General features: G+C 34.5%; 19 protein-coding genes and 1 tRNA gene. 7 read left to right on the forward strand and 13 right to left on the reverse strand.

Annotation, left to right across the window (positions count from 1 at the left end; genetic code table 11):
• Window positions 1–7 precede the first annotated feature (7 nt).
• The 6 genes from I6U49_RS04975 to I6U49_RS05000 form a co-directional block, all read right to left on the reverse strand.
• Window positions 8–988 (reverse strand): IS110 family RNA-guided transposase, encoded by a 981-nt coding sequence (locus tag I6U49_RS04975; RefSeq protein ID WP_198627550.1) that lies wholly within the window; start codon window positions 986–988, stop codon window positions 8–10.
• Window positions 989–1,304: 316 nt separating this feature from the next.
• Window positions 1,305–1,820: an OmpH family outer membrane protein gene (locus I6U49_RS04980; RefSeq protein WP_317191844.1), complete on the reverse strand. Its 516-nt coding sequence runs from the start codon at window positions 1,818–1,820 to the stop codon at window positions 1,305–1,307.
• A gap of 227 nt (window positions 1,821–2,047) precedes the next feature.
• Window positions 2,048–2,881 carry a class I SAM-dependent methyltransferase gene (locus I6U49_RS04985; protein WP_198627826.1) on the reverse strand — a complete coding sequence of 278 codons (834 nt, stop codon included), beginning with the start codon at window positions 2,879–2,881 and terminating at the stop codon, window positions 2,048–2,050.
• Window positions 2,882–3,260: 379 nt separating this feature from the next.
• Window positions 3,261–5,132, reverse strand: a complete 1,872-nt coding sequence (gene mnmG, locus I6U49_RS04990; RefSeq protein WP_198627827.1) for a tRNA uridine-5-carboxymethylaminomethyl(34) synthesis enzyme MnmG — start codon at window positions 5,130–5,132, stop codon at window positions 3,261–3,263.
• A 20-nt stretch (window positions 5,133–5,152) separates the two neighbouring features.
• Window positions 5,153–5,572, reverse strand: coding sequence for an rRNA maturation RNase YbeY (gene ybeY, locus I6U49_RS04995; protein WP_198627942.1), 420 nt, complete (start codon window positions 5,570–5,572; stop codon window positions 5,153–5,155).
• On the reverse strand, window positions 5,565–8,825 hold the full coding sequence (locus tag I6U49_RS05000; RefSeq protein WP_198627828.1) for a DUF4175 family protein: 3,261 nt from the start codon (window positions 8,823–8,825) through the stop codon (window positions 5,565–5,567). Before I6U49_RS05000 ends, ybeY begins: the two co-directional genes overlap by 8 nt.
• Before the next feature lie 228 nt (window positions 8,826–9,053).
• Here I6U49_RS05000 and gltX point away from each other — a divergent pair, with 228 nt between their 5' ends.
• Together gltX and I6U49_RS05010 are read left to right on the forward strand one after the other, a co-directional pair.
• Complete coding sequence (gltX, locus tag I6U49_RS05005; RefSeq protein WP_198627829.1) at window positions 9,054–10,571, forward strand: glutamate--tRNA ligase; 1,518 nt, start codon at window positions 9,054–9,056, stop codon at window positions 10,569–10,571.
• 461 nt (window positions 10,572–11,032) lie between these two features.
• A complete protein-coding gene (locus I6U49_RS05010) occupies window positions 11,033–11,995 on the forward strand; it encodes an SPFH domain-containing protein (RefSeq protein WP_193712296.1) in 963 nt (320 codons plus the stop codon).
• Between the two features lie 284 nt (window positions 11,996–12,279).
• Here the strand turns inward: I6U49_RS05010 and I6U49_RS05015 are convergent, their stop codons facing one another.
• From I6U49_RS05015 to I6U49_RS05030, 4 genes are all read right to left on the reverse strand, one after another.
• Entirely contained in the window at window positions 12,280–12,513 is a 234-nt protein-coding gene (locus I6U49_RS05015) for a DUF6327 family protein (protein ID WP_193712295.1), read from the reverse strand.
• Window positions 12,514–12,518: 5 nt separating this feature from the next.
• On the reverse strand, window positions 12,519–12,869 hold the full coding sequence (locus I6U49_RS05020) for a phage holin family protein (RefSeq protein WP_198627830.1): 351 nt from the start codon (window positions 12,867–12,869) through the stop codon (window positions 12,519–12,521).
• 12 nt (window positions 12,870–12,881) lie between these two features.
• The gene (locus I6U49_RS05025; protein WP_198627831.1) at window positions 12,882–13,247 is read right to left on the reverse strand and encodes a YtxH domain-containing protein; all 366 of its coding nucleotides are present in this window, start codon (window positions 13,245–13,247) and stop codon (window positions 12,882–12,884) included.
• Between the two features lie 140 nt (window positions 13,248–13,387).
• The gene (locus I6U49_RS05030) at window positions 13,388–15,064 is read right to left on the reverse strand and encodes a glutamine--tRNA ligase/YqeY domain fusion protein (protein ID WP_198627832.1); all 1,677 of its coding nucleotides are present in this window, start codon (window positions 15,062–15,064) and stop codon (window positions 13,388–13,390) included.
• A gap of 182 nt (window positions 15,065–15,246) precedes the next feature.
• Between I6U49_RS05030 and I6U49_RS05035 the strand changes: the two genes are divergently transcribed.
• From I6U49_RS05035 to I6U49_RS05045, 3 genes are all read left to right on the forward strand, one after another.
• A complete protein-coding gene (locus I6U49_RS05035) occupies window positions 15,247–15,963 on the forward strand; it encodes a ZIP family metal transporter (RefSeq protein ID WP_198627833.1) in 717 nt (238 codons plus the stop codon).
• Between the two features lie 108 nt (window positions 15,964–16,071).
• Window positions 16,072–16,428: a dihydroneopterin aldolase gene (folB, locus tag I6U49_RS05040; protein ID WP_193712290.1), complete on the forward strand. Its 357-nt coding sequence runs from the start codon at window positions 16,072–16,074 to the stop codon at window positions 16,426–16,428.
• A 144-nt stretch (window positions 16,429–16,572) separates the two neighbouring features.
• Window positions 16,573–16,643 (forward strand) — tRNA-Cys (locus I6U49_RS05045).
• A 121-nt stretch (window positions 16,644–16,764) separates the two neighbouring features.
• Here I6U49_RS05045 and I6U49_RS05050 read toward each other — a convergent pair.
• From I6U49_RS05050 to rnr, 3 genes are all read right to left on the reverse strand, one after another.
• Complete coding sequence (locus I6U49_RS05050) at window positions 16,765–17,463, reverse strand: LysE family translocator (RefSeq protein ID WP_198627834.1); 699 nt, start codon at window positions 17,461–17,463, stop codon at window positions 16,765–16,767.
• A gap of 30 nt (window positions 17,464–17,493) precedes the next feature.
• Complete coding sequence (locus I6U49_RS05055; RefSeq protein ID WP_193712288.1) at window positions 17,494–18,165, reverse strand: head GIN domain-containing protein; 672 nt, start codon at window positions 18,163–18,165, stop codon at window positions 17,494–17,496.
• 138 nt (window positions 18,166–18,303) lie between these two features.
• Window positions 18,304–20,490, reverse strand: a complete 2,187-nt coding sequence (gene rnr, locus I6U49_RS05060; protein WP_198627835.1) for a ribonuclease R — start codon at window positions 20,488–20,490, stop codon at window positions 18,304–18,306.
• Between the two features lie 1,118 nt (window positions 20,491–21,608).
• Here rnr and rpiB point away from each other — a divergent pair.
• Both rpiB and I6U49_RS05070 read left to right on the forward strand, forming a co-directional pair.
• Window positions 21,609–22,043 carry a ribose 5-phosphate isomerase B gene (gene rpiB, locus I6U49_RS05065; protein ID WP_193712286.1) on the forward strand — a complete coding sequence of 145 codons (435 nt, stop codon included), beginning with the start codon at window positions 21,609–21,611 and terminating at the stop codon, window positions 22,041–22,043.
• Window positions 22,044–22,227: 184 nt separating this feature from the next.
• Complete coding sequence (locus I6U49_RS05070) at window positions 22,228–22,665, forward strand: GNAT family N-acetyltransferase (RefSeq protein ID WP_193712285.1); 438 nt, start codon at window positions 22,228–22,230, stop codon at window positions 22,663–22,665.
• Window positions 22,666–22,675: the final 10 nt, after the last annotated feature.

Consider the following 22,675-nt stretch of genomic DNA (forward strand, 5'->3'; position numbering starts at 1 on the left):
CTGATTTCTATGACACTTGCAAGTTATTATTATATATTTTTTGATTTTTTATGATGGCAAAAATTCTATGAATGATCTTATTTCTTACAGCATTTAAGACGCTCATTTTGTTTTTGCCTTCATTTACCTTTCGATGGTAATATTGTTTTAAATCAGAAGGCAATTGGATCGCCCTCATGGCTGCTAAATGCAGTATTTTCTTAATGCCTTTATCTGCATAGATAGAAACCGATGCCCTACCAAAAACAGAAGTTCCTGAACTTTTTGAAAATGGCGCCACTCCAGCATAACAGGCAAATTTACGAGGATTTGTGATCGATTTAAATGCATTTGTTTTAATCAACATATTCCACGATAAAATAGGACCTACTCCAGGAATAGCACGTATTAAATGGTATTGGTGCTTCAATACACTATTGTGCTCAATAACCTCAATTATTGATTTGTCGGTTTGTTTTATTTTTTCAGTTAGTAATTGAATAAGTTCAGCTCCGTGCTCTTCCAGTTGCGGCAAGTCAAGATCTGCAATCAGTAGGTTTTCTTTGTTTTTTGCTTTGAGTTGGGCTCTTTGCTTAATTAACAGGTTCCTATGGGATATAAGTGCTTTCAGCTTTTCTATTCCCGGTTCTGGTTTTTGATGTGGTTCGAGTTCTGTGTGGTTTTTTTCCAGGAATTTAGCAATACGGAAGGCATCTATAATATCATCTTTTCCTCTGGTGAGTCCAATACTTTTGTGTAAATGCAAAGGATTTACTTCGTAAAAAACGATATTTAAAGAGGTTAAGACTTCAATAATCTTACGGCCATATCGCCCCGTATTCTCAATACAGACTTTTAAACTTTGTGGCTTTGAGCCACTAAAAAAAACTTTTATAGCTTTTTTGTTGTTATCAATACGTTTGGCCAGTTTCTTCTCACCTTTTATAGAACAAATATCCAATGTGTTTTTACTGATATCAATACCTACAAAAGTCAATGAATTTTTCATAATTTTGGTTTTAGTTATGAATGGATTAAATTAAATAGGACTCAATTCCTTAATAATGGGCTTTTAATCCCGAATTTCTATTTGAGTTACTATTTAGGGAAAGAGTAGGTACTGAATCAGCATATAGCTCTTTTAACTGGAACTTGTTATAGTTAGCCTACTCTTTTTTAATCCTTAATTTACACAAATTTTACTCTTGCAAGTCTAAAGGAATTTATTTCAGGATCTAGGTAAAATTAACTTAGAAGCTGAAACAAGTTCAGCTTGACGAAAAGAATGACTTCTCAGACCTATTTAGAAACCTCAGAACCTCTATTTAGTTCTTATTATAAGTTTTATTCAAGTTATCCAGAATTTCCTGGGTTAGATCTTTTCCATCTTTAGCATACATTATATTTGCCGACTCGTTAGAGCCAAAAATATAAGTGTAACCATTCTCTTCCCCATAATCTGCTACATAATCTTTTACTTTATTTACAATAGAATCTATAACAGCGTCGCTCTGCTCTCTAAGTCTATTGCCCTGCATTTGCTGTTGTTGCTGAATTCTTTGTTGCTTTTGCATTAGTTCCTGCTCTTTTTCCTGACGCTGCGACTGCGACATAGAATTCATTTCCTGCTGGTAAGCCTGAACTTCCTGTTGAAATCCTCTGGCAATAGAATCTAGTTGCCTTTTTACTGAATCTGATTTAGAGGTAAAGTCGGCCTCTACATCTTTCATTTCTTTGTACTCCTGAATAAGTTTAGTGGTATCTACATAAGCTGTTTTTTCCTGGTCACAGGATGTTAATAAAACAGCAACTACCAAAATCATTAAAAATTTTTTCATCATTAGTTTAATTTATTTGCAGCAAATGTAGGCAAACTTAATTTTCAATATAAATCAAAATTAAGCTATAAACTGTATATAAGAAATACTTATATACAACTTAACTACAATAAATTAAACAAATAGAAATCAACTTAAATAGCTTAAGAATAAGCTAATTTCTAAGATAAAGACAGGTAAAGTATTGTAAATTCATTAAAAAGCGCTTAAACAAGCTTAAAATGCAAATTTTAAGTTTTTTGAAAGAAATAAACCAGTGAAGAATACTCTGAAGTGTTCTGTGCTTTTAAATTAGATTGCAAACCTATTTTAAATGCCCTCAACATATTTGGTTGTCCTGTTTTGTTTTTTTCGGAAAGCAGACTTACATAAAATGAATCGAAAACCAGAGGTTTTGTTTGAATCTTTTTAAAATTATGTTTTTTAAACAATTCGGTAATGCCTTGTTGGGAAAAATGCCAAAGATGTCTTGGCACATCATAAGCAGCCCAAAATTTGCGGTAATGCTTTGCATCAAAACTTTTAAAATTAGGAACGGCTATAACCGCTACTCCATTTGGTTTTAACAAACGAGCCAAATTTTCAATTTGAGAATCTAAATCTGGAACATGTTCTAAAACATGCCACATACTTATCACATCGAAAGAAGCATCTTTAAATTGAGTTAAATCTTCTTTAAGTTCAATCCCTTTTTCCTGGGCCAATTTTCTTGCCTGTGTATTTGGTTCCACTCCGGCAACATTCCATTCTTTCTTTTTTGCCGTCACTAAAAAATCACCTGTCCCTGCCCCGATGTCTAATAAGTTATTTCCTTTTGAAACTTTATGGATCCACTTCAATTTTTGTAGGAGCATAAAATTTTTAACTACATGGTAAATTTTATCGGTAAAACTTTTACTGGCATCTGTATGAGAAATATAATCTTCACTTTGGTAATAAGCCGAAACATTTTCAGGTTTTGGAATGGTTTCCAATATCGCAAAATCGCTTCTTAATTGTAACCGAAATTCCTCACCGGAAACTAAATGATCTTTACAGATTACATGAAATTTTTTATTGGCCATTACATAAAATTTTGATCAGGGTTTTAAAATGTGATTTTCCCATTATTTCTTGAAAAGCATCCTATATAAAACTGCCATCCTTTTCAGAATGGCATCCTTTCAAATTACAAGAATTACACGCAAATAAAATAGCGATCTCTATTTAGATTTTTAATATAGTTTTAGGTTGCTATTCAATTTTATAAGATTCCAATTAATTCTGTAACCTAATCCATTTTAGAATTAAACAAGAATCGAGATTGAATATTTGAGTTATGAACCAAGCTAAATTTTAAAATCAATTAAACATACTTCTTCCTTAAAAACAGTTTTATTAGTACTAATAAATACAGCTTTTAAGCTTCAATTTTTTAGACTTGTTCCACGTGGAACATTTAAATTATCTCCCCATATAAACCAACAAAACCGAAATATCGTTAGGACTTACCCCACTTATTCTTGAGGCTTGTGAGATTGAAGTAGGCTGCACCTTTTTTAATTTTTCCCTGGCCTCAAACGACATAGATTTTATCTTAGAATAATCAAACCCCTGAGGAATTTTTACATCCTCCAACCTATTCAATTTGTCGGCATTATTTCTTTCTTTTTCGATATAACCGGAATATTTTACCTGAATTTCGCTTTGTTCTAAAATCTCGGTATTCAAATTATTCTCTTGAATATATTCCTCTACCCCCGGGAATTTTCGAACATCATTCATGGTGATATTAGGCCGTGAAAATATTTTAAAAATCTTATCACTTTGTTTCATAGGCGAAGAATTATTCGCCTCTAAAATAGGGTTTGCATCGTCGTGAGAAACACTTTTATTTTTTAGAAATTTTACAAAATCGGTAGATTTCTGTTTCTTATCTTCCATCTTCCGCATACGTTCTTCAGATGCCAAACCTAATTTATAAGAGCGTTCGGTTAATCTAAAATCGGCATTATCCTGACGCAACAAAGTTCTGTATTCAGCACGAGAAGTAAACATTCTATAAGGTTCTTCAGTACCCTTTGTTATAAGATCGTCTATAAGCACCCCAATATATGCCTCATTTCTTTTAATGATAAATTCCTCCTTCTCCTGAACTTTTAATGCGGCATTTATACCCGCCATTAAACCCTGGCAAGCGGCTTCTTCATAACCGGTAGTTCCATTAATTTGACCGGCAAAAAATAAACCATCAACCAGTTTAGTTTCCAGAGTATGCTTTAATTGCGTTGGCGGGAAATAATCGTATTCAATCGCATAACCGGGTCTAAAGAATTTCACATTTTCAAAGCCAGCCACAGAGCGCAAAGCTTTAAATTGTATATCTTCCGGAAGCGATGTAGAAAAACCGTTTACATACACTTCAACAGTATTCCAACCTTCGGGTTCAACAAAAAGCTGGTGCCTGTCCTTATCGGCAAATCGATTAATTTTATCCTCAATACTTGGACAATACCTAGGACCTATACTTTGAATCCTCCCATTAAACATAGGCGATCTATCAAAGCCATCTTTAAGAATATTATGTACTTCAGGAGAAGTATAAGTCATATAACAGGAACGCTGTTTTTCTAAAGGTTTAGTTTCGGCTAAAAACGAAAATTTAGCAGGTTGATCATCACCTGGTTGTTCTATCATTTTAGAATAATCCAAAGACCTACCATCAACCCTTGGAGGAGTTCCGGTTTTCATTCTCCCCGATTCAAAACCTGCATCAACCAAATCTTTTGTAATACCGGTAGCAGCTCTTTCTCCTGCTCTACCCCCACCAAAATTCTTATCGCCAATATGAATTAAACCATTTAAAAAAGTACCGTTGGTTAGGACTACAGATTTAGCTTTAATTTCTAAACCAAGTGAGGTTTTCACTCCCTTTATTTTATCTCCTTCCAGGATTAAACCGGCTACCATTTCCTGATAAAAATCTAAATTAGGTGTTTGCTCCAGGCGTAATCGCCAATGCTCTGCAAACATCATTCTATCGCTTTGCACTCTGGGACTCCACATAGCGGGACCCTTAGATTTATTTAGCATTTTAAACTGAATAGCACTGGTATCACTCACCAAGCCGCTATAGCCACCCATAGCATCAATCTCCCGCAAAATTTGCCCTTTTGCAATTCCACCCATAGCTGGATTGCAACTCATTTGCGCTATATTTTGAAGATTCATGGTTACCAACAAGGTTTTTGAACCCATATTAGCAGCCGCAGCCGCAGCTTCACTTCCTGCGTGCCCAGCACCTACAACTATAACATCATATTCACTTTCGAACATAAAATTTCTTCTTTCCAAATTTATTGTTCCACGTGGAACAATGCAATCTTTTCGTCTTCCTTCTGTCGCATTAAAGCAGCTTCACTTTCAGTTTTATCACGATATCCACATAGGTGCAAAATACCATGAGCCATAACCCGCTTTATTTCCTGGTTAAACTCAACATTGTATTCCTTAGCATTTTCAACCACCCTATCTGTACTAATAAAAATATCACCATTAAGCTCATTCCCTTCGGTATTATCAAACGAGATAATATCGGTATAGGTGTCGTGATTCAAAAATTTAAGATTGATCTTATGCAGATAATCGTCATCACAAAAAATATAATTGATTTCTCCCAGGTCCTTTTCCTCTGAAGCAATTACATTTCTTATCCAGGAATCAATCTTGTTTTCTTCCTGAAGTTCAAAATCGTTCTCCGAATAAAAATTAATTATCTGTTCGCTCAAAATAATTTTTTACTTTCTGTTTATAAATTTGCCGCAAAGGTAAGCTTTGTCTATTTAAAATTTCGATAGAATTAAAATATTCTTTAGCCTTAATACTTTGATCTTTAGCAGAATTATTAAATTCCTTTTGGCTGGTCTCAGATTCCCGTTTGTTATTTCTTCCCTGTTGCAAAAGTGCATCTTCCAATTCAATTAGTTGGTGTTCCAATTTTAGCAATTGCTGAAGATTTTGAGGATCAAAGCCCTTATCAAGCAATTGCTCTTCAGCCTTCCTCATTTCCATTTCAATTTGCTTGCCCTTTACAGACCCATTTTTCTTATTTAAGTCCTGCAATCTTTGCCTGAGCTGTTGCTGTTCTTTATAAATTTCATATAGTTGCTCCATTTCTCCTTCCCCCATCCCCTCTCCGGGCTTTTTACCTTCCTGCTGCTCTCCATTTTTCTGCTGTTGGTGTTCCTGGAAATCTTTATTAATTTCCTGTTGTTTTTTAATAATATCCTGAAGTTGAAAATCTGACTGCTCCCCCTGCCCTTTTCCTAATTGCGGATTGGCCTGTTGTTGCATCACAGCTAAAATTTCACTTAACATAACGGCCAAATCGTTAGCACCGGTAATTACATACTGTTGACTGGCCGTGCCACGAGACAATTCATTTTCTGCCAGCCGCTCCAGGGATTTATCAATTTCAAATTCAATATCGGTTAAGTTTTCTGTTATATTCTCTGTAATCATAGGGTTGCTTAAGGCCAGGGAATACAAACTATCGTCTATATGTCTAAAATTTTCTCGAAGATCGCTTTGCCTTCTAAGCTTAGAAGCATAGCCCGGGTTGTCTATATCAATCTTACTAAAAACTTCAAACAAATCTTCCTGCTGAAAAGAAAAGGTGACTAAATTATCCAATATTTGTCGTAGTGTTTCGATATCTGCTTTTAATGCTTCTCCACTTTGTTGCATAGAGCGTTGCTGCATTTTTTGACTCATTTCTTCCATTTGTTGTGCAGCATTTTTTTGCTTCTCTTTTGTTTTTTGCTCGTTACCACTTTCAATATTCTCTTCTGCTTCCTTTAATTCATTTTTTATACTTTCTTCGTCAACATCATCCCGGGGAAGATCTTTTGGCTTTTGCAATTGATTATTATCCTTTTCCAACTGATCCATTTCCTCACGGAATTCATTAAATTCTGCTGAAATTTCCTGCTGTTTTTTAAGTTTATCTACATCAGAATTTTCTGATAATTTCTCCTGTCTTTCTGAAAGTTCAGATAAATCCCTGGATAATTTTTGTAGTTTTTCTTCAACATAATATTGCTTCGTCAATTCCAGAAGTTGTTCTAAATTTCGTTCTTCAGTTTGATTTCTTTTAGACAATTCTTCTAATTTTTCCCCTAATTCTTCCCGATTAATCTTATCGGCTATTTTTTGTAATTCATCTAATAAGGCTTCGTTTTCCTGTAAGCGTTTTTCATTTCTATCTAAACGCTTTTTCAATTCTTCCTCTTCGGGAGAATTTGTATCGAATTCATCCTGATTTTGCTCAAAGCTATTCTTGAGTTTTTCAGAATAATTTCGCATCATTTCCGATTGTTGCTTTTGTCGCTGAATAAAATTTTCAAGTTTTTTACGCTGATTATAATCCAGGTTTTTGTTCTCCTTCTGAAGCCTATTGAGTTCCTCCAACTCCTCTTCTGAAGATTTTATATTCTCCAGACTTTCGCTAAGTTTATTTATAGATTCGCCCTGCTGTTCTAATTGCTCCTCCTCTATTTCGGCCGCAGTTTGTTTTCTATAACTAAAAACCGAACTTTTGCTGCTCTTACTTCCATTCACACCATCATTATCCCAAACTTTAAAATAAAAATTATAGGTCTCTCCCGGTATTAAATCTAAATTTCCGGGAAACGTATAGTGAAAATCATCAAAAGCAGCTTTAGAAATTAAGATTTCCTGCTTTTTAAGGCTATCTTCCTTATTATCAATATAATAAATCAAATTCAAGCTATTTAAACCATAATCATCTGAAAGTTTACCATAGAAATATTGGGTACGACCGTCAATACTATCTATTTTCTGCTGAATTTCAATTTTGGGATATTCATCTTTAATTACATTTATAGAGTAGTCTATTGCTTCAAAGTTTTTAATGGAAGTATTTGATGTACTAAGACTGTAGTTTAAATTAGAATAAAGGCTTTGGGAATACTGAACATTTGTATTTTGAACCGGTAATTTTATTAACGAATCTTTAGTGGAAAAATTTACTATTCCAGTATTTCTGGTCATAAAATCCCAGGTAATTTTTGTGCCTTCCGGAACAGTTATATTTCCTGAACCATTTATGCTGTCGCTTCGTCTTCCTATATAATTGGGATAAGTAAGTTTTAAATTGAAATCTAATAATTTGGGTACTTTTAATGTTTTAAGCGTGTAAGTTTTAGAATTTATTTCATTGGCATGTAATCTAAATTGCAAATCATTCTGAAGTCGTTTAAATGTATATTCAAAATTTCCGGGCGCGATTTGTTTTAAAAAATAGGTTTGGTTGTTGTAAGAAATTTCAGGCTTTTCGGGAATAATATCTCCTTTTGTTTTTACCAGGATTTTATATTCAGAAAATTCCCTGGCCTTTAAAGAATCATTCAAGATTATAAATTCAAATGGTGCAGGGGCTTCAAATTGAGAATTATATTTTGCCAGCCGGTCTAGAGGCGCAGCCACAAGACTTATATTTCCTGTTATCAAAAGGCCTAAAATCAAAATCAGTGGAAATAAAGTGTATTTTAAATATTTTTTATTCTCTTTATAATCTACGGCACGGGTAAAAGGAACCTTGTTTAATTGAGCCGATTTTTGTTCAATTCCTGCTAACAATAATTCTGATTGATGCGTATCTTTTTTTAGCTGAAGTATATTCAATAATTTGTCATTCACCTCAGGAAAATGTGCTCCTATTATTCTTGAAGCTTCTTCATTGCTTATCCCTTTAGAAAATTTAAAAAGTTTCGTTATGGGCATTAAAACAAAGTAGCCCAAAAGCATTGCCTCTACCCCAATAAAAATCCAGAAAAGAAAAGTTCTTGCTGCCGGTTCCAACCAAAAATAATGTTCAATAGCTAACACCATCAAAAAATAAAGCAAACCAATGCCCAGGAATAAGATTACTCCTTTTAGCAATTTATTCAGGTAAAACTTCCTGATAAAGCCTGCCAACTTTCCTTTAATTTGTTTAAAATTTTCCATAATCAAAGCTTAAAAATACAACAATTTTAGCGGAGGTAAATTATCTCGTGGCAAGCCATCGAGGCATTAAACGGAAAGTTTTTTGTTTTAAGACAAATCTAAAAGTCCCGATAGAGTCATCGGGGTTAATCTAGATTATGCAGTAATTTCTACGGAGTATTGATAAGGCTCTCATTAGGTTTCGTTTAATAAGGTTGTATCTTTGCAATTAAAAAAACAAAATAACATATGCCTGCTAAAGTTCGCGTGCGTTTTGCGCCAAGTCCAACCGGCCCTTTACATATTGGAGGGGTTAGAACGGCTTTATATAATTATTTATTTGCCAAAAAACATAAGGGAGATTTTGTATTGCGTATAGAAGATACCGATCAAAACCGATATGTAGAAGGCGCCGAAGATTATATTGTTGAATCCCTAAATTGGTGCGGAATTCCTTTTGATGAAGGTCCGGAGAAAGAAGGAGATTATGGTCCCTATCGCCAAAGTGAACGCAAAGATATTTATAAAAAATATGCCGAAGAACTTATAAAAAAAGATTTGGCCTATTATGCGTTTGATACTGCCGAAGAATTAGATGCACATAGAAAAGAGCATGAAGAAAATGGGAAAACTTTTATCTACAATTGGCATAACCGCATGAAATTGCAGAATTCCCTTGCCCTTTCTGAAGATGAAGTGAGAGATAAGTTAGATGCCGATGAGAATTATGTAATAAGGTTTAAATCTCCAGAAGATGAAATGCTTCACATATCAGACGAAATTCGAGGTGAAATGGAAATTGATACCAGCACTTTAGACGATAAAGTTTTATTTAAAAGTGATGGAATGCCAACCTATCACCTAGCGAATATTGTAGACGATCATTTAATGAAAATCTCTCACGTAATACGTGGTGAAGAATGGTTGCCATCGTTAGCACTTCATTTTATGTTATACCGAGCTTTTGGGTGGGATACGCCTAAATTTGCCCATTTACCGCTTATTTTAAAACCACAGGGAAAAGGTAAATTAAGCAAAAGAGATGGAGATAAGTTAGGTTTCCCGGTATTTCCACTGGAATGGAAAGATCCAAATTCAGGAGAAATTTCGGCAGGCTATAGAGAAGATGGCTATTTTCCGGAAGCTGTCACCAACATGCTGGCCTTTTTAGGATGGAATCCGGGGACTGAGCAGGAATTCTTTAAACTAAACGAACTGGTTGAAGCTTTTGAAATAAGCCGTGTACATAAAGCTGGGGCAAAATTTGACCCGGAGAAGACCAAATGGTTCCAGCAACATTATATGCAGGAAGCTGATGCTAAAGTAATCGCTGAAAAACTGGAGAAAATAATTGAGAAAAAGGAAATTGAAGCTGATCCGGGCTATATTTTAAAAGTAGTAAGCTTAATGAAAGAGCGTGCTGTTTTTGTAAATGATATATGGGAACAAGGTTATTTTTTCTTTATTGCCCCTACTTCATACGATCCTAAAAATGCAAAAAAAGCCTGGAAAGAAGGTACGGCCAGTTTGATGAAGGAATTAACTGAGGTATTAAAAGAACAGGAAGATTTTAAAGCCGAAGCCGTACAGGCCGAAGTAAAAGCCTGGATACAACAAAAAGAAGTTGGTTTTGGAAAAGTAATGCAGCCTTTTAGGTTAGCCCTGGTGGGTGCTATGCAGGGACCCGATCTTTACGAAATTGCCGAAATGATAGGCAAAGAAGAAAGTATTTCCCGCTTGCAAAAAGCAATAGAAACACTGGGATAAATTAATTCAGGTTTACATATAAAAGTAGGCTGTTTGAAAACTGTATTTTATCGTCAAGCTGAACTTGTTTTCAGCTTCTAATATGTAGCAAATTAGTATCATCTTAGGAGGCTGTCTGAAAAGTCTATTCTTGTCAATCTGAACTTGTTTCAGCTTCTAACATGTTTTTAATTACCAACACGTTAGATCCCCGATAAAGAATCGGGGCAGGCTTTGAAATAAATTCAAGATGACGGTTTTAAAACCTTTTCAAACAGCTTCGACCTTTTCTAAGTTTTTTAAACAGCCTATTTTTTATTCTTAACTTCTACCGCATAGCTAACTAAACTACCTGCTGGGAACCTCTAGCCATTATTTTTGGAAAATATAATTTGATTTATAGGCAAGCCCTGTAATCTTAAACTCAATTATCGAGCAAAGTTTCACTATATTAGGGAACAATCAAACTATAAAATTCTACTATGCTTAGTTATCTTTTTCTCCCCATTGCTATTATTTTAATACTATTGATTCTTTTTAGCGGGATTTTTACCGTGCGACAGCAAAAAGCCGCGATCATTGAACGCTTTGGAAAATTTAGAAGTATTAAAAACTCCGGACTTCATTTAAAAATTCCTGTAATAGACCAAATTGCCGGTAGAATTAATTTAAAGGTACAGCAACTTGATGTGTTGGTAGAGACCAAAACCAAGGATAATGTATTTGTTAAGCTAAAAATTTCGGTACAATTTCAGGTAATTAGAAACAATATTTACGATGCTTTCTATAAACTGGAAAGCCCATCAGATCAAATTACGTCCTATGTTTTTGATGTAGTGCGGGCCGAAGTTCCAAAAATGATTTTGGATGATGTTTTTGAACGCAAAGATGATATTGCCATTGCGGTTAATCGTGAGCTCAATCAATCTATGCAAGATTATGGTTATAACATCATTAAAACGCTTGTAACAGACATAGATCCCGACGAACAGGTAAAGCAAGCCATGAACCGAATAAACTCGGCAGAACGCGAGAAAGTGGCCGCAGAATACGAAGGAGAGGCCGAAAGAATACGCATTGTCGCCAAAGCACGAGCCGAAGCAGAGAGCAAACGTTTACAAGGGCAGGGAATTGCCGACCAGAGAAGGGAAATTGCCAGAGGCCTTGAAGAAAGTGTAGATGTATTAAATAATGTTGGGATAAACTCTCAGGAGGCATCAGCTCTAATTGTGGTAACTCAACATTACGATACTTTGCAGGCCATTGGTGAAGAAACCAACAGCAATCTTATTTTATTGCCTAATTCTCCACAGGCAGGAAGCGATATGCTAAATAATATGGTGGCTTCTTTTACAGCATCTAACCAAATTGGAGAAGCTATGCGCAAAAAAAATGAAGAAATTGAACAGGGAAAAAAGGATCAGGATAATTCGAAAAGGAGATAAATAAAACTCTTCTTGCGTAAGTAAAGTACCTCAGGGCAAGCCCACAAGGTATTCATTGGAAACAAATTTTTAATTTCTAGGCAAACCTCTGGATATTATACCCTTTGGCGGTACCAAATAAAAAAGGTTTGAAGCTTATTTTTCTATCATAAGTCAATCTGAATTTATTTCAGAATCTAACTTTTTAGAACTCCAAACAAATTCCGGAGCAGGCTCTGAAACAAGTTCGAGTTGATGGGAAAAATAAACTTTCAAACCTTTCTTCAATATCTATAAGAAGTGGTCTAAGTCTTTACTTTAGCGGTTACTTTCTTTAACCCGGTAATCTTTGTTACGGCTTTAAGTATTAGGGCTTTTTGTAAAATTGATCCAAACATACTCCCGGCCAAGGATAAGGGAGATAGCGAGCTTTTAACCTGCGCTACATTCAATTTTATTTCTTCCTGATCTATTTTTGTTTGCAGCTTCAGAATTTCCAAATCCCTATCTATTTCTTTAAATGAACTGTATTCCTTCATAATAGTTAGTCATTAAAAAATTTCCTTGAAGCCTTTACCAACAGTAATTTTTCAATTGGTTTTTTTCCAAAAAGAAAGATTAATATAAAAATTAAAAAATAGAAACCTCCAACAATAAAATAACCGGCACTGGGAGAACCAATAGCCTGGCTAATTAAAATTGCCAATGCCACGGAAACGAGGATTACGGCGAAAATGAAAAAAATACCCAATAAAATACCAAACACGAGACCTGTAGCCCCTTTCATTGCCTGTTTAAAGAATTGGAGTTTATAATATTCGGAATTGCTGTGTGCAAATCCCTTTAAATTATAATTTAACTCATCTATACTATTAGATAGTTTTTCAAAAGCCATAAAAATGTTTCTCTATACTACTGCTTTGTTAGGTTTATCTTTTCCATCCCCGTCTTTCTGTAATTTGGCATTTTGCTTTCTAAGCTCTTCCAATTTAGTTTCCATAGCCGAAAGAATATCATCGGCCTTATGACTTGCTGAGGAAAGGGTTTCTTCTAAACGCGTTTCAAAATCTACACGAGCTTGCTTTGCTTTTTCGGTTAAATTAGAAGAAGTTTCAACATACTTCTTATTCAGTTTATCCTGAGCTTTTTTAGACTCGTCCTTCAATTTTTTACGGGTTTTATCACCGCTATCGGGAGCATATAAAATACCTATACCAGCTCCAATTGCAGCTCCGGTAATCAATGCTAATAGTGTATTTCCTGTATTTGCCATAATAGTTTTTTATTAGTTAAGTTAATACTAAATCCAAATATACAAGATGGATAAAGCGAATGCTGTTAATAACCGGTTAATATGTTAAAATGCTTTACTAAATTATTCTTAAAAAGCAACTTAACCAAATCAACACCAACTTATTTCTTTTTTGCCCAGGAATCTCTTAAGCCTACTGTGCGATTAAAAATAGGCTGCCCTTCTTTAGATTCTTTATCTACACAAAAATATCCGATGCGTTGAAACTGAAATTTATCCTGAATCCCGGCCGTTTTTAAACTAGGTTCTACATAGGCATTTATTACTTTAAGAGAATCTGGATTAACAAATTCCATAAAGTCTTTTTCTTTATCGCCATCTGGATTTTCTACACTAAATAAACGGTCGTAAAGCCTTACCTCGGTTTCGAGTGCGTGTTTGGCAGATACCCAATGCAAGGTGCCCTTTACCTTTCGCATAGATTCTTCGGTTCCACTTCCACTCCTACTCTTTGGATCGTATGTACAATGAACTTCGGTTATATTTCCTTCGGCATCTTTTACAACATCTTCGCCCTTTATTATATAGGCATTCTTTAACCTAACTTCCTTTCCTAAGGTTAACCTAAAAAACTTTCTATTGGCACTTTCTTTAAAATCTTCTTTTTCTATATAAAGCTCTCTTGAAAAGGGTAGTTTCCTGCTCCCGGCCGACTCATCTTCTGGGTTATTTTCGGCTTCCAACCACTCTTCTTTACTTTCGTCGTAATTAGTAATTACTAATTTTACAGGATCTAAAACACCCATAACCCGTGGTGCTGTTTTATTAAGATCTTCACGGGCACAAAATTCTAAATGTGCCACGTCTATCATATTCTCGCGTTTTCCAACTCCTATAGAATCGGCAAATTTTCTAATAGCATTTGGTGTATAGCCCCTTCTTCTTAATCCCGAAATGGTAGGCATTCTAGGATCATCCCAGGATTTTACCACGCCTTTTTCTACCAGTTGCATAAGCTTTCGTTTACTTACTACGGTATGGCTTAGGTTTCTTCTTGCAAATTCTCGTTGCTTGGGCTTCAATTCCCCTTCCTTACTAACTTTTTCAATAAACCAATTGTACAATTCGCGATGTGGTAAAAATTCTAGAGTACAAAAAGAATGAGAAATACTTTCAATAAAATCGCTTTCTCCGTGGGCCCAATCGTACATTGGATAAATTTTCCAGTTATCTTTGGTACGATGGTGGTTTTTATGTAAACATCTATACATCACCGGATCCCGCATAAGCATGTTAGGTGATTCCATATCTATTTTGGCTCTTAGTACGTGACCACGTTCGGGAGTTTCACCATTTTTCATCTGCTCAAAAAGCTCAAGATTTTCTTCTACAGAACGTTTTCTATACGGACTTTCCTTCCCGGGTTCGGTAGGAGTTCCTTTTTGCAAGGCAATTTCTTCAGAAGTTTGACTATCTACGTACGCATCGCCATTCTTAATCATTTCAACAGCCCAGTCGTATAACTGCTGAAAATAATCTGAGGCATAACATTCCTTCTCCCATTTAAATCCCAGCCACAACACATCTTCTTTAATGGCATCTACATACTCCTGCTCTTCTTTGATAGGATTGGTATCGTCAAATCTAAGATTTACGGGAGCATTATATTTTTCTCCCAAACCAAAATTGAGACAAATAGAAGAAGCGTGCCCAATATGCAGGTAACCATTGGGCTCTGGTGGAAACCTGAATTTTAATTCTTCTCTTTTGTGGGTATTTTGAAGATCTTCTTCTATAATTTGCTCAATAAAATTGAGTCCTTTTTTTTCTTCGGCCATAATTTATAATATCAGGAACTTCCGGATTTGGGAAGTTAAATCACACAATTATTTATAATTTTCTATATCCCTTTTTTGAGGTGATAAAGCGCAAAGTTACCAAAAAATAGATCGCCCGGCCCAAGCTTTCCAAAACAAGAAATAATATATTTATAATCTATAAGAAAAATCAAAAACTTAGTATGCCAGAAATTTTACGTATCATTTTCTACGCGGCTTTTTCCGGTATTACTGTATTTTTTGGAGGGGTATTATCCTATTTCTTTTGGAAGAAATTTTCTAACAATAGACGAACTGAAGAAGTTAATCATTTTGTTATTGCCTTTGGTGGGGGTATTATATTAGCTGCTCTTGCATTGGTGCTAATTCCTAAGGGAATAGAAGAATTAGAATTAGGGCCACTCATTCTGTGCTTTACAGCAGGCGCTTTGATTTTCTTTTATCTGGATAAAAAAATAGAACGATCTGGAAGCAGGTATTCCCAACTTATAGCGATGTTATTAGATTTTATTCCCGAGGCCCTTGCCCTGGGAGCTATTTTTGCTAACGATAGAAAAACAGGCATGTTATTGGCGATTTTTATCGGACTTCAAAATTTACCCGAATCATTTAATTCCTACCAGGATCTTATAGCCAATAAATTTGAACCTAAAAAAGCACTTAGCATCCTGTTTTTATTAAGTTTTATGGGAATAATCGGCGCTGTTACCGGATTTTATTTACTTCAGGATTTGCCAAAAGTAACTGCAGCTATTATGACTTTTGCCAGTGGAGGAATATTATATTTAATTTTTCAGGATATTGCCCCAAATGTTACATTGAAAAAAACCTGGTTACCGGCACTTGGCGCAAACCTTGGTTTTTTAATAGGAATAATTGGCGAAAAACTTATTCATTAATAAAATTGATAGTATGCACCTGCCAACTTATCTTTGCAAGCTATTCTTGTGTATTTTTAAGAAATAATACGGCATAAAAAACGCCAGTATTCAATAAAAAATAATCTTTTGGGAAGTATAAAATTAAGAAATATTCGGGTTTTTGCCTACCACGGCTGCCTTGATGAAGAAGGGAAAATAGGAAGTGATTATCGTGTAAACCTTAAAGTAAAAGGCGATTTATCTCACTCTGCCAAGACCGATAACCTGGCAGATACCATAGACTATGTACATTTAAATAAGATTGTAAAAGAAGAAATGGCCATTAGATCTAAACTTTTGGAAACCGTGGCCGAACGAATTTTAAATCGCGTTTTAGATGAAATAATACTGGTACAAAAGGTAAAGGTAGAAGTTTCTAAAATTAATCCTCCCATTGGTGGAAATGTGGCTATGGTAAGTGTTATTAGAAGTAAATCCCGTTAGTTTTAGGTTAAAAGCGGTGTAGGAATCATAAAATTTTGACTTAAATTAAGAGTCATTTTAAAATCGCATAATCATCTTGAAGCTGGGAGATAGTTTTATTTTTTAAACTTAAAATTTTTATTACATTTGCCAACCCTTAAACAGGGCATCGTGGCCGAGTGGCTAGGCAGAGGTCTGCAAAACCTTGTACAGCGGTTCGAATCCGCTCGATGCCTCAAAAAAGCTCCTTATTTAAAGGGGCTTTTTTTATGTTTTAATTTTACCTCTGAGCATTGTACCCTTTGGCGCTGCCAAAAAAATTGAATCAGAAAAATTTTATATATCCGGAAATTAGGTTTAATCAGGAATGCTATCGTTTGGGGTAATAGATTCAATTTGATCTTTAATACCATCAACCTGGTTTGGAAATACCCCCTGAAATATAAGAACACCGCCAAAAACAATTAATAAAATACTAATTCCTTTTTTCATAAGATAAATCCTGGTGGGTGTGAGTTTTCGGTTTAATTTTTTGGCTAGTAGAATTTTAAAAATATCCAATACAAGGTAAGTACCTAAAACACTTCCGAAGAAAACCATTATTCTATCCTGCTCCATATTGAGTTTTGGGCCAAAGACAATAATTAAACCCAACCAGAAACCCAACACGCCTATATTGATAAAATTAAGTAGAAATCCTTTTACGGCTAAGCCAAAATAATCGCTTTTACTGAGCTTTCTTATCTCGGGGGTATCATCGTCCTGCTTAAGTACTTTTTTAGTCTGTACAAAGCTCATAACACCGTATGTAGCGAGAATCATACCGCCAAATAGAAATAAAGCAGGATCGTCTTTAATACGGGAAAGTAATTTTGTAGTACTTAAATAAGCGATTAAAAGGAAAACAATATCGGCAAGAATTACTCCAACATCAAACGCAAAAGCAGCTCTAAATCCTTTAATGGCAGCGGTTTCCAGTAATACAAAGAAAACCGGACCTAATAAAAAAGCTAAAAAAAGACCTAAAGGTAAGGCTGCTAATACATCCTGAAACATACAATTGTATTATTTTACAAATGTAAACTTTTAGTTTTTTCTAACTACTTTACCGCCAAACAAGGTATTTTGGTCTATGGTTTTGGGATTACCATATACGTTTACCGTGCCTCCTGCCCTCACTTTTGCTTCTACTTTTTCACTAGCAGTAATATCGGCAACTCCACCTGCATTTATACTAATTTCGGTATTTTCAGAAAGTAGATTTTTGGCGTAAAACTTTCCACCTGTGTTGATATCTACTTCCTGATCTTTGGTTTTGCCCTGCACTTCTATTTGCGCACCCGTGTTAGCATCTACATACAAATTTTTAAGATTTACATCGGCAAAAATATCGGCGCCTTCTGAGGCATTAAGATGAAGTAACTCCTGCTTTAGTTTAGAACTTATTTCTATGGAAGCGTTTTGACGGGCATCTATTTTCTCTAAGTTTTTAAATTGAATGGTGATTTGAGTATCATCGTTATCTAGAATTTCATCAATACTCATCCTTACTTTTAAAATTCCATTATCAATTTTAAATTTTACATCGGTTCTATTTTCACCGGTAACAGTTGCTTTATTTTGCGAACCTTCTTTTAAAATAACATCCAATCCGTTATAAACTTTAATTTCATTAAAGTCTTCCAAATCCTGCGTTAACTCCTGTGCGCTTAGCATACCAGCACTTAACAAAAACAGTACTAAAAAATAATTTTTCATCTTTATATGTTTTATGTGAAGCTGAAACGAGTTCAACTATTCCTATTTTAATATCAACGAATTAATTTCTAAAATAAGTTTAAGGTGAATCTATATTTTTTTAGTATTCACCTATCACAATCTGCCGGGCTTTTAGGTTTATTCTTCTTTCTTACCAATTAAGGTAAAATCCAGGTGTTTTTTTACTAAATCGGCATTTTTAACTTTTACAATCACCTCATCACCAAGCTGATATACTTTTTTTGTTTTTCTACCAACAATAGCATAATTATCTGCATCAAAATCGTAATGGTCGCCTTCAATGTCCCGCAGGCGAATCATCCCCTCACACTTATTCTCGATAACTTCTACAAAAATACCAAAATCTGTTACTCCCGAAATAACCCCCAGAAATTCCTTATCCTGGTGATCTTGCATAAATTTCACCTGCATATATTTTATAGAATCCCTTTCGGCATTAGAAGAAAGATTTTCCATTTCGCTGCTATGATGGCATTTTTCGTCGTATTCCTCTTCTTTTGCCGAATCCTTGCCGTCTAGATAACGCTGTAATAACCTATGTACCATCACGTCTGGATATCTTCTAATAGGCGAAGTAAAATGCGAATAATAGTCGAAAGCCAAGCCATAATGGCCAATATTTTCGGTACCATAATAAGCTTTACTCATGGTTCTAATGGCCAGGGTATCTACCAAATTCTGTTCTTTTTTCCCCTGAACATCTTTTAATAACTGATTTAAAGAAGAAGAAACGGTTTTTCGGTTTTTAAGGTTTAAACCGTGGCCAAATCTTGATACCAAATTGTTTAAAGAAACCAATTTTTCTTCATCGGGTTCGTCGTGACAACGATAAATAAAGGTTTTCTTTTGTTCCTGTTTCCCAATAAATTCAGCCACTTTTCGGTTTGCCAAAAGCATAAATTCTTCAATAAGCTTATTGGCATCTTTGGCTGTTTTAAAGTAAACCCCCACAGGATCGTTTTCTTCATCCAGTTGAAATTTCACTTCTACTTTATCAAAAGAAATAGCACCCTGACGCATCCTAGCCGAACGCATTTTTTTAGCCATTTTATCCATTGTTAAAATTGCTTCAACAATTTCATCTTTAATGGTATAGGCCTTGTCCTGAATAGAAATTTCCTCAGGAATATCCCCTTTGCCGGTTTCAATAATTTGCTGTGCTTCTTCGTAAGCAAATCGGGCATCCGAATAAGTGACCGTTCTACCGTACCACTCGTTTACTACTTTGTTATTTTTATCTATTTCAAAAACCGCCGAAAAAGTATATTTCTCTTCATTTGGCCTTAAAGAACAGGCATTATTAGAAAGCACTTCGGGTAACATAGGCACTACTCGATCTACCAGGTAAACCGAAGTGGCACGTTCGTAAGCTTCGTCGTCCAGTATAGTACCGGGTTGCAAATAATATGAAACATCGGCAATATGAATTCCAACTTCTACATTGCCATTCTCTAATTTTTGAAAACTTAAAGCATCGTCAAAATCTTTGGCATCGGCAGGATCTATGGTTAAAGTCAATACATCTCGCATATCCCTACGTTTTTTGATTTCGTCTGGCTTGATAGAAGTATCTATTTTATTTGCAAATTCTTCTATTTCCTCCGGAAATTCGTGGGGTAAACCATATTGGGCAAGAATAGAGTGAATTTCGGTATGATGTTCTCCCGGTTTACCCAGTACCTGAACAATGTTACCAAAAGGAGAATCGGCCTTTTCGGGCCATTCTTCCAGTTCTACAACTACTTTATCGCCATCTTTTGCCTCACCCATTTTGTTCTTTTGAACAAAAATATCGGTATACATTTTTGGATCTGACATTACTACAAATCCAAAGTCTTTTTGCATTTCAAGAACCCCTACAAATTCGGTTCTTTTTCTTTTTACAATTTTTGTTACCTCCCCTTCAGACTTTTTACTTCGCCTTCGGTTATAAATGTAAATTTCTACTTCATCACCATTAAAAGCAGTGTTTAGGTCCCTGGCAGAGATAAAAACATCATCTTCTAATTCGTCTACCATCGCATAGGCATAACCTTTTGTAGTCATATCTATCACTGCACGGTAATAATCGTTACTTTTTGCAATTTTAAATTTTCCGCGCCCATCTTCTTCTATTTGCTTCTTTGCAGCCAATTGGGCCAATTTCTTTATTATATTATTTCTACTCCTGGCGTCGTTAACACCCAGTTTAGCAGCAATTTGCTTGTAATTAAAGGTTTTTCCAGCATCCTTTCTTAGGATATCTAAAATACTTTTGGAAAGATTACCCTGGTATTGGGATTTGTTTTTTTTCTTTTTACTCATTTCAATATTTAAAGTATAAAATTAAGGCTTCTGCATTACATTACAGGTATTTGAGATTAAAGTTTTGTTAAGCAGGCTAAAAATGATCTTTATTTAAAAAAATTCACATTTCATTAACACAGAATAATGACTAAGTGAAAACCCTTAATTTTTGTAAATCAGGAATTAAGAGAAGTGCAAATACTTAATTTTTTCTTAATTTTAATTTAAGCTTAATTACTTGCTTTAGCCCCATCTTTGAAATACTTTTTAATCTTGTTTGTATGAATAAAGCTAAAAGAATATCACTCCTTTTTGTTCTTATTTTTCTCTTTGGATTGATAGGATTTGCTTTATCTATAAATATTTCCTTAAACCGAAAAAACAAAGTTAATATCAAATCTGCCCAACTGTATATGGATCAAACAGTTAGTTATTCTAAAAAACCGGTTTACTATTTAAATTAATTCAAAACACTTAAAAACAGACACTTAAGACCTCTATAAACTATATTTCTACCTACTTTCAGTATAGGTTATTTGTTCGTAGTTCTTTAAGCCTTATACCTCTCTCATCAATTTTAAAAATCAACCAAATTTTATTTTTTAGCATAACAGTCAATGTTATTAACAATATATATAATTATCTTTTTTTCTTCTTTTTTTAAAAATTAAAACTAATGATTATTATAGGCTGTTAATTTGTGGCATAATTTTTTTGAGCTTTTCTTGGTTTTTAAGTTAGTTAAGTTTGATAACAACTTATTAACATACTTCTAAAACTGTAAGGAACTGAAAATCTTGGTATTTTAATATTTACTTAACAAAAGTTAATAATCGACTCTTAATATCTTATTGGGATAATTAGAAATAAAAATACTGTTTATAACCTGTTTTTATATGCTGATAACTTCTCCAAAAATAACCGACTTATTATTTGATTTACCGGCTAAAATTTCCCTATTGAAAATTAAATTCAATGGCACAAATTAATTTCTAAGTTTCTCATCAATGCTTATCCACAATATAATGTCAATACTAAAGCCTTGATTTATAAGAGTATTTAAAAAGTAATTAACAATTGAAAATAGCGGTGTTACTAAGTGGTTTTTTTACCTTTGCGCAGCTAAAACATTAATTATGAAAATTGCAATAGGAAACGATCACGCCGGTACCGGATACAAGAAAAAAGTTGTTGATTACCTTAAAAACAAGGGGATAGAAGTTATTAACTATGGTACAAATAACGACGATAGTGTAGATTACCCAGATTTTGTACATCCGGTAGCCCACGATGTTGAAAACCAAAAAGTAGATTTTGGAATTATTATTTGCGGTAGCGGAAATGGTGCTAATATGACGGCCAATAAACACCAGGGTGTACGTTCTGCTTTATGCTGGACTGCTGAAATCACTAAACTGGCAAGAGAACACAATAATGCCAATGTTTTGAGTATTCCCGCCAGGTTTGTATCAGAACCCCAGGCAGTAGATATGGTAAAAGTTTTCCTTGAAACAGCTTTTGAAGGTGGAAGACACCAAAAACGAGTAGATAAAATTCCGGTTGAAAACTAGAATTTTTTGTTATAATTGAGACTGTCTGAAAAGTATAATTTCGTCAAGCTTAACTTGTTTCAGCTTCTAACCTGTTTTGAATATCAACAATGTAGGTTCTGAAATGAATTAAGAATGACGATTAAAAAACTTTTCAAACAGTCTCTTTCTTTTATTTTTTTGGAACACATATTATAGGAAAAATATGGAGATTCTTATTAAAGATTTCAATGAACTTAGTCTTGAAGAGCTTTACCAAATATTGCAACTTAGGTCTGAAGTTTTTGTGGTAGAACAGGATTGTGTTTACCAGGATATAGATGGGAAAGATCAAAATGCACTACATATTTTAGGCATTAAGAATGGAAAAGTAGTTGCGTATACGCGCTGTTTTGATAAAGGATTTTATTTTGAAGAAGCCGCTATTGGCCGGGTGGTGGTACATAAAGCTGAACGTGCTAATGCTTACGGCCATCTTATACTAAAAGCTTCGGTAGAAGCTATTAAAGAACGTTTTAACACCGAAAATATCAAGCTTTCTGCCCAAAAATACTTAACCGATTTTTATGAAAGCCATGGCTTTGTTCAAACCGGTGAGGCTTACCTTGAAGATGGAATTCCACATATTGCAATGATAAAATAAATATAATATA

The organism is Salegentibacter maritimus (assembly GCF_016236915.1).
In the GTDB taxonomy this organism is placed as follows: Bacteria; Bacteroidota; Bacteroidia; order Flavobacteriales; family Flavobacteriaceae; genus Salegentibacter; species Salegentibacter maritimus.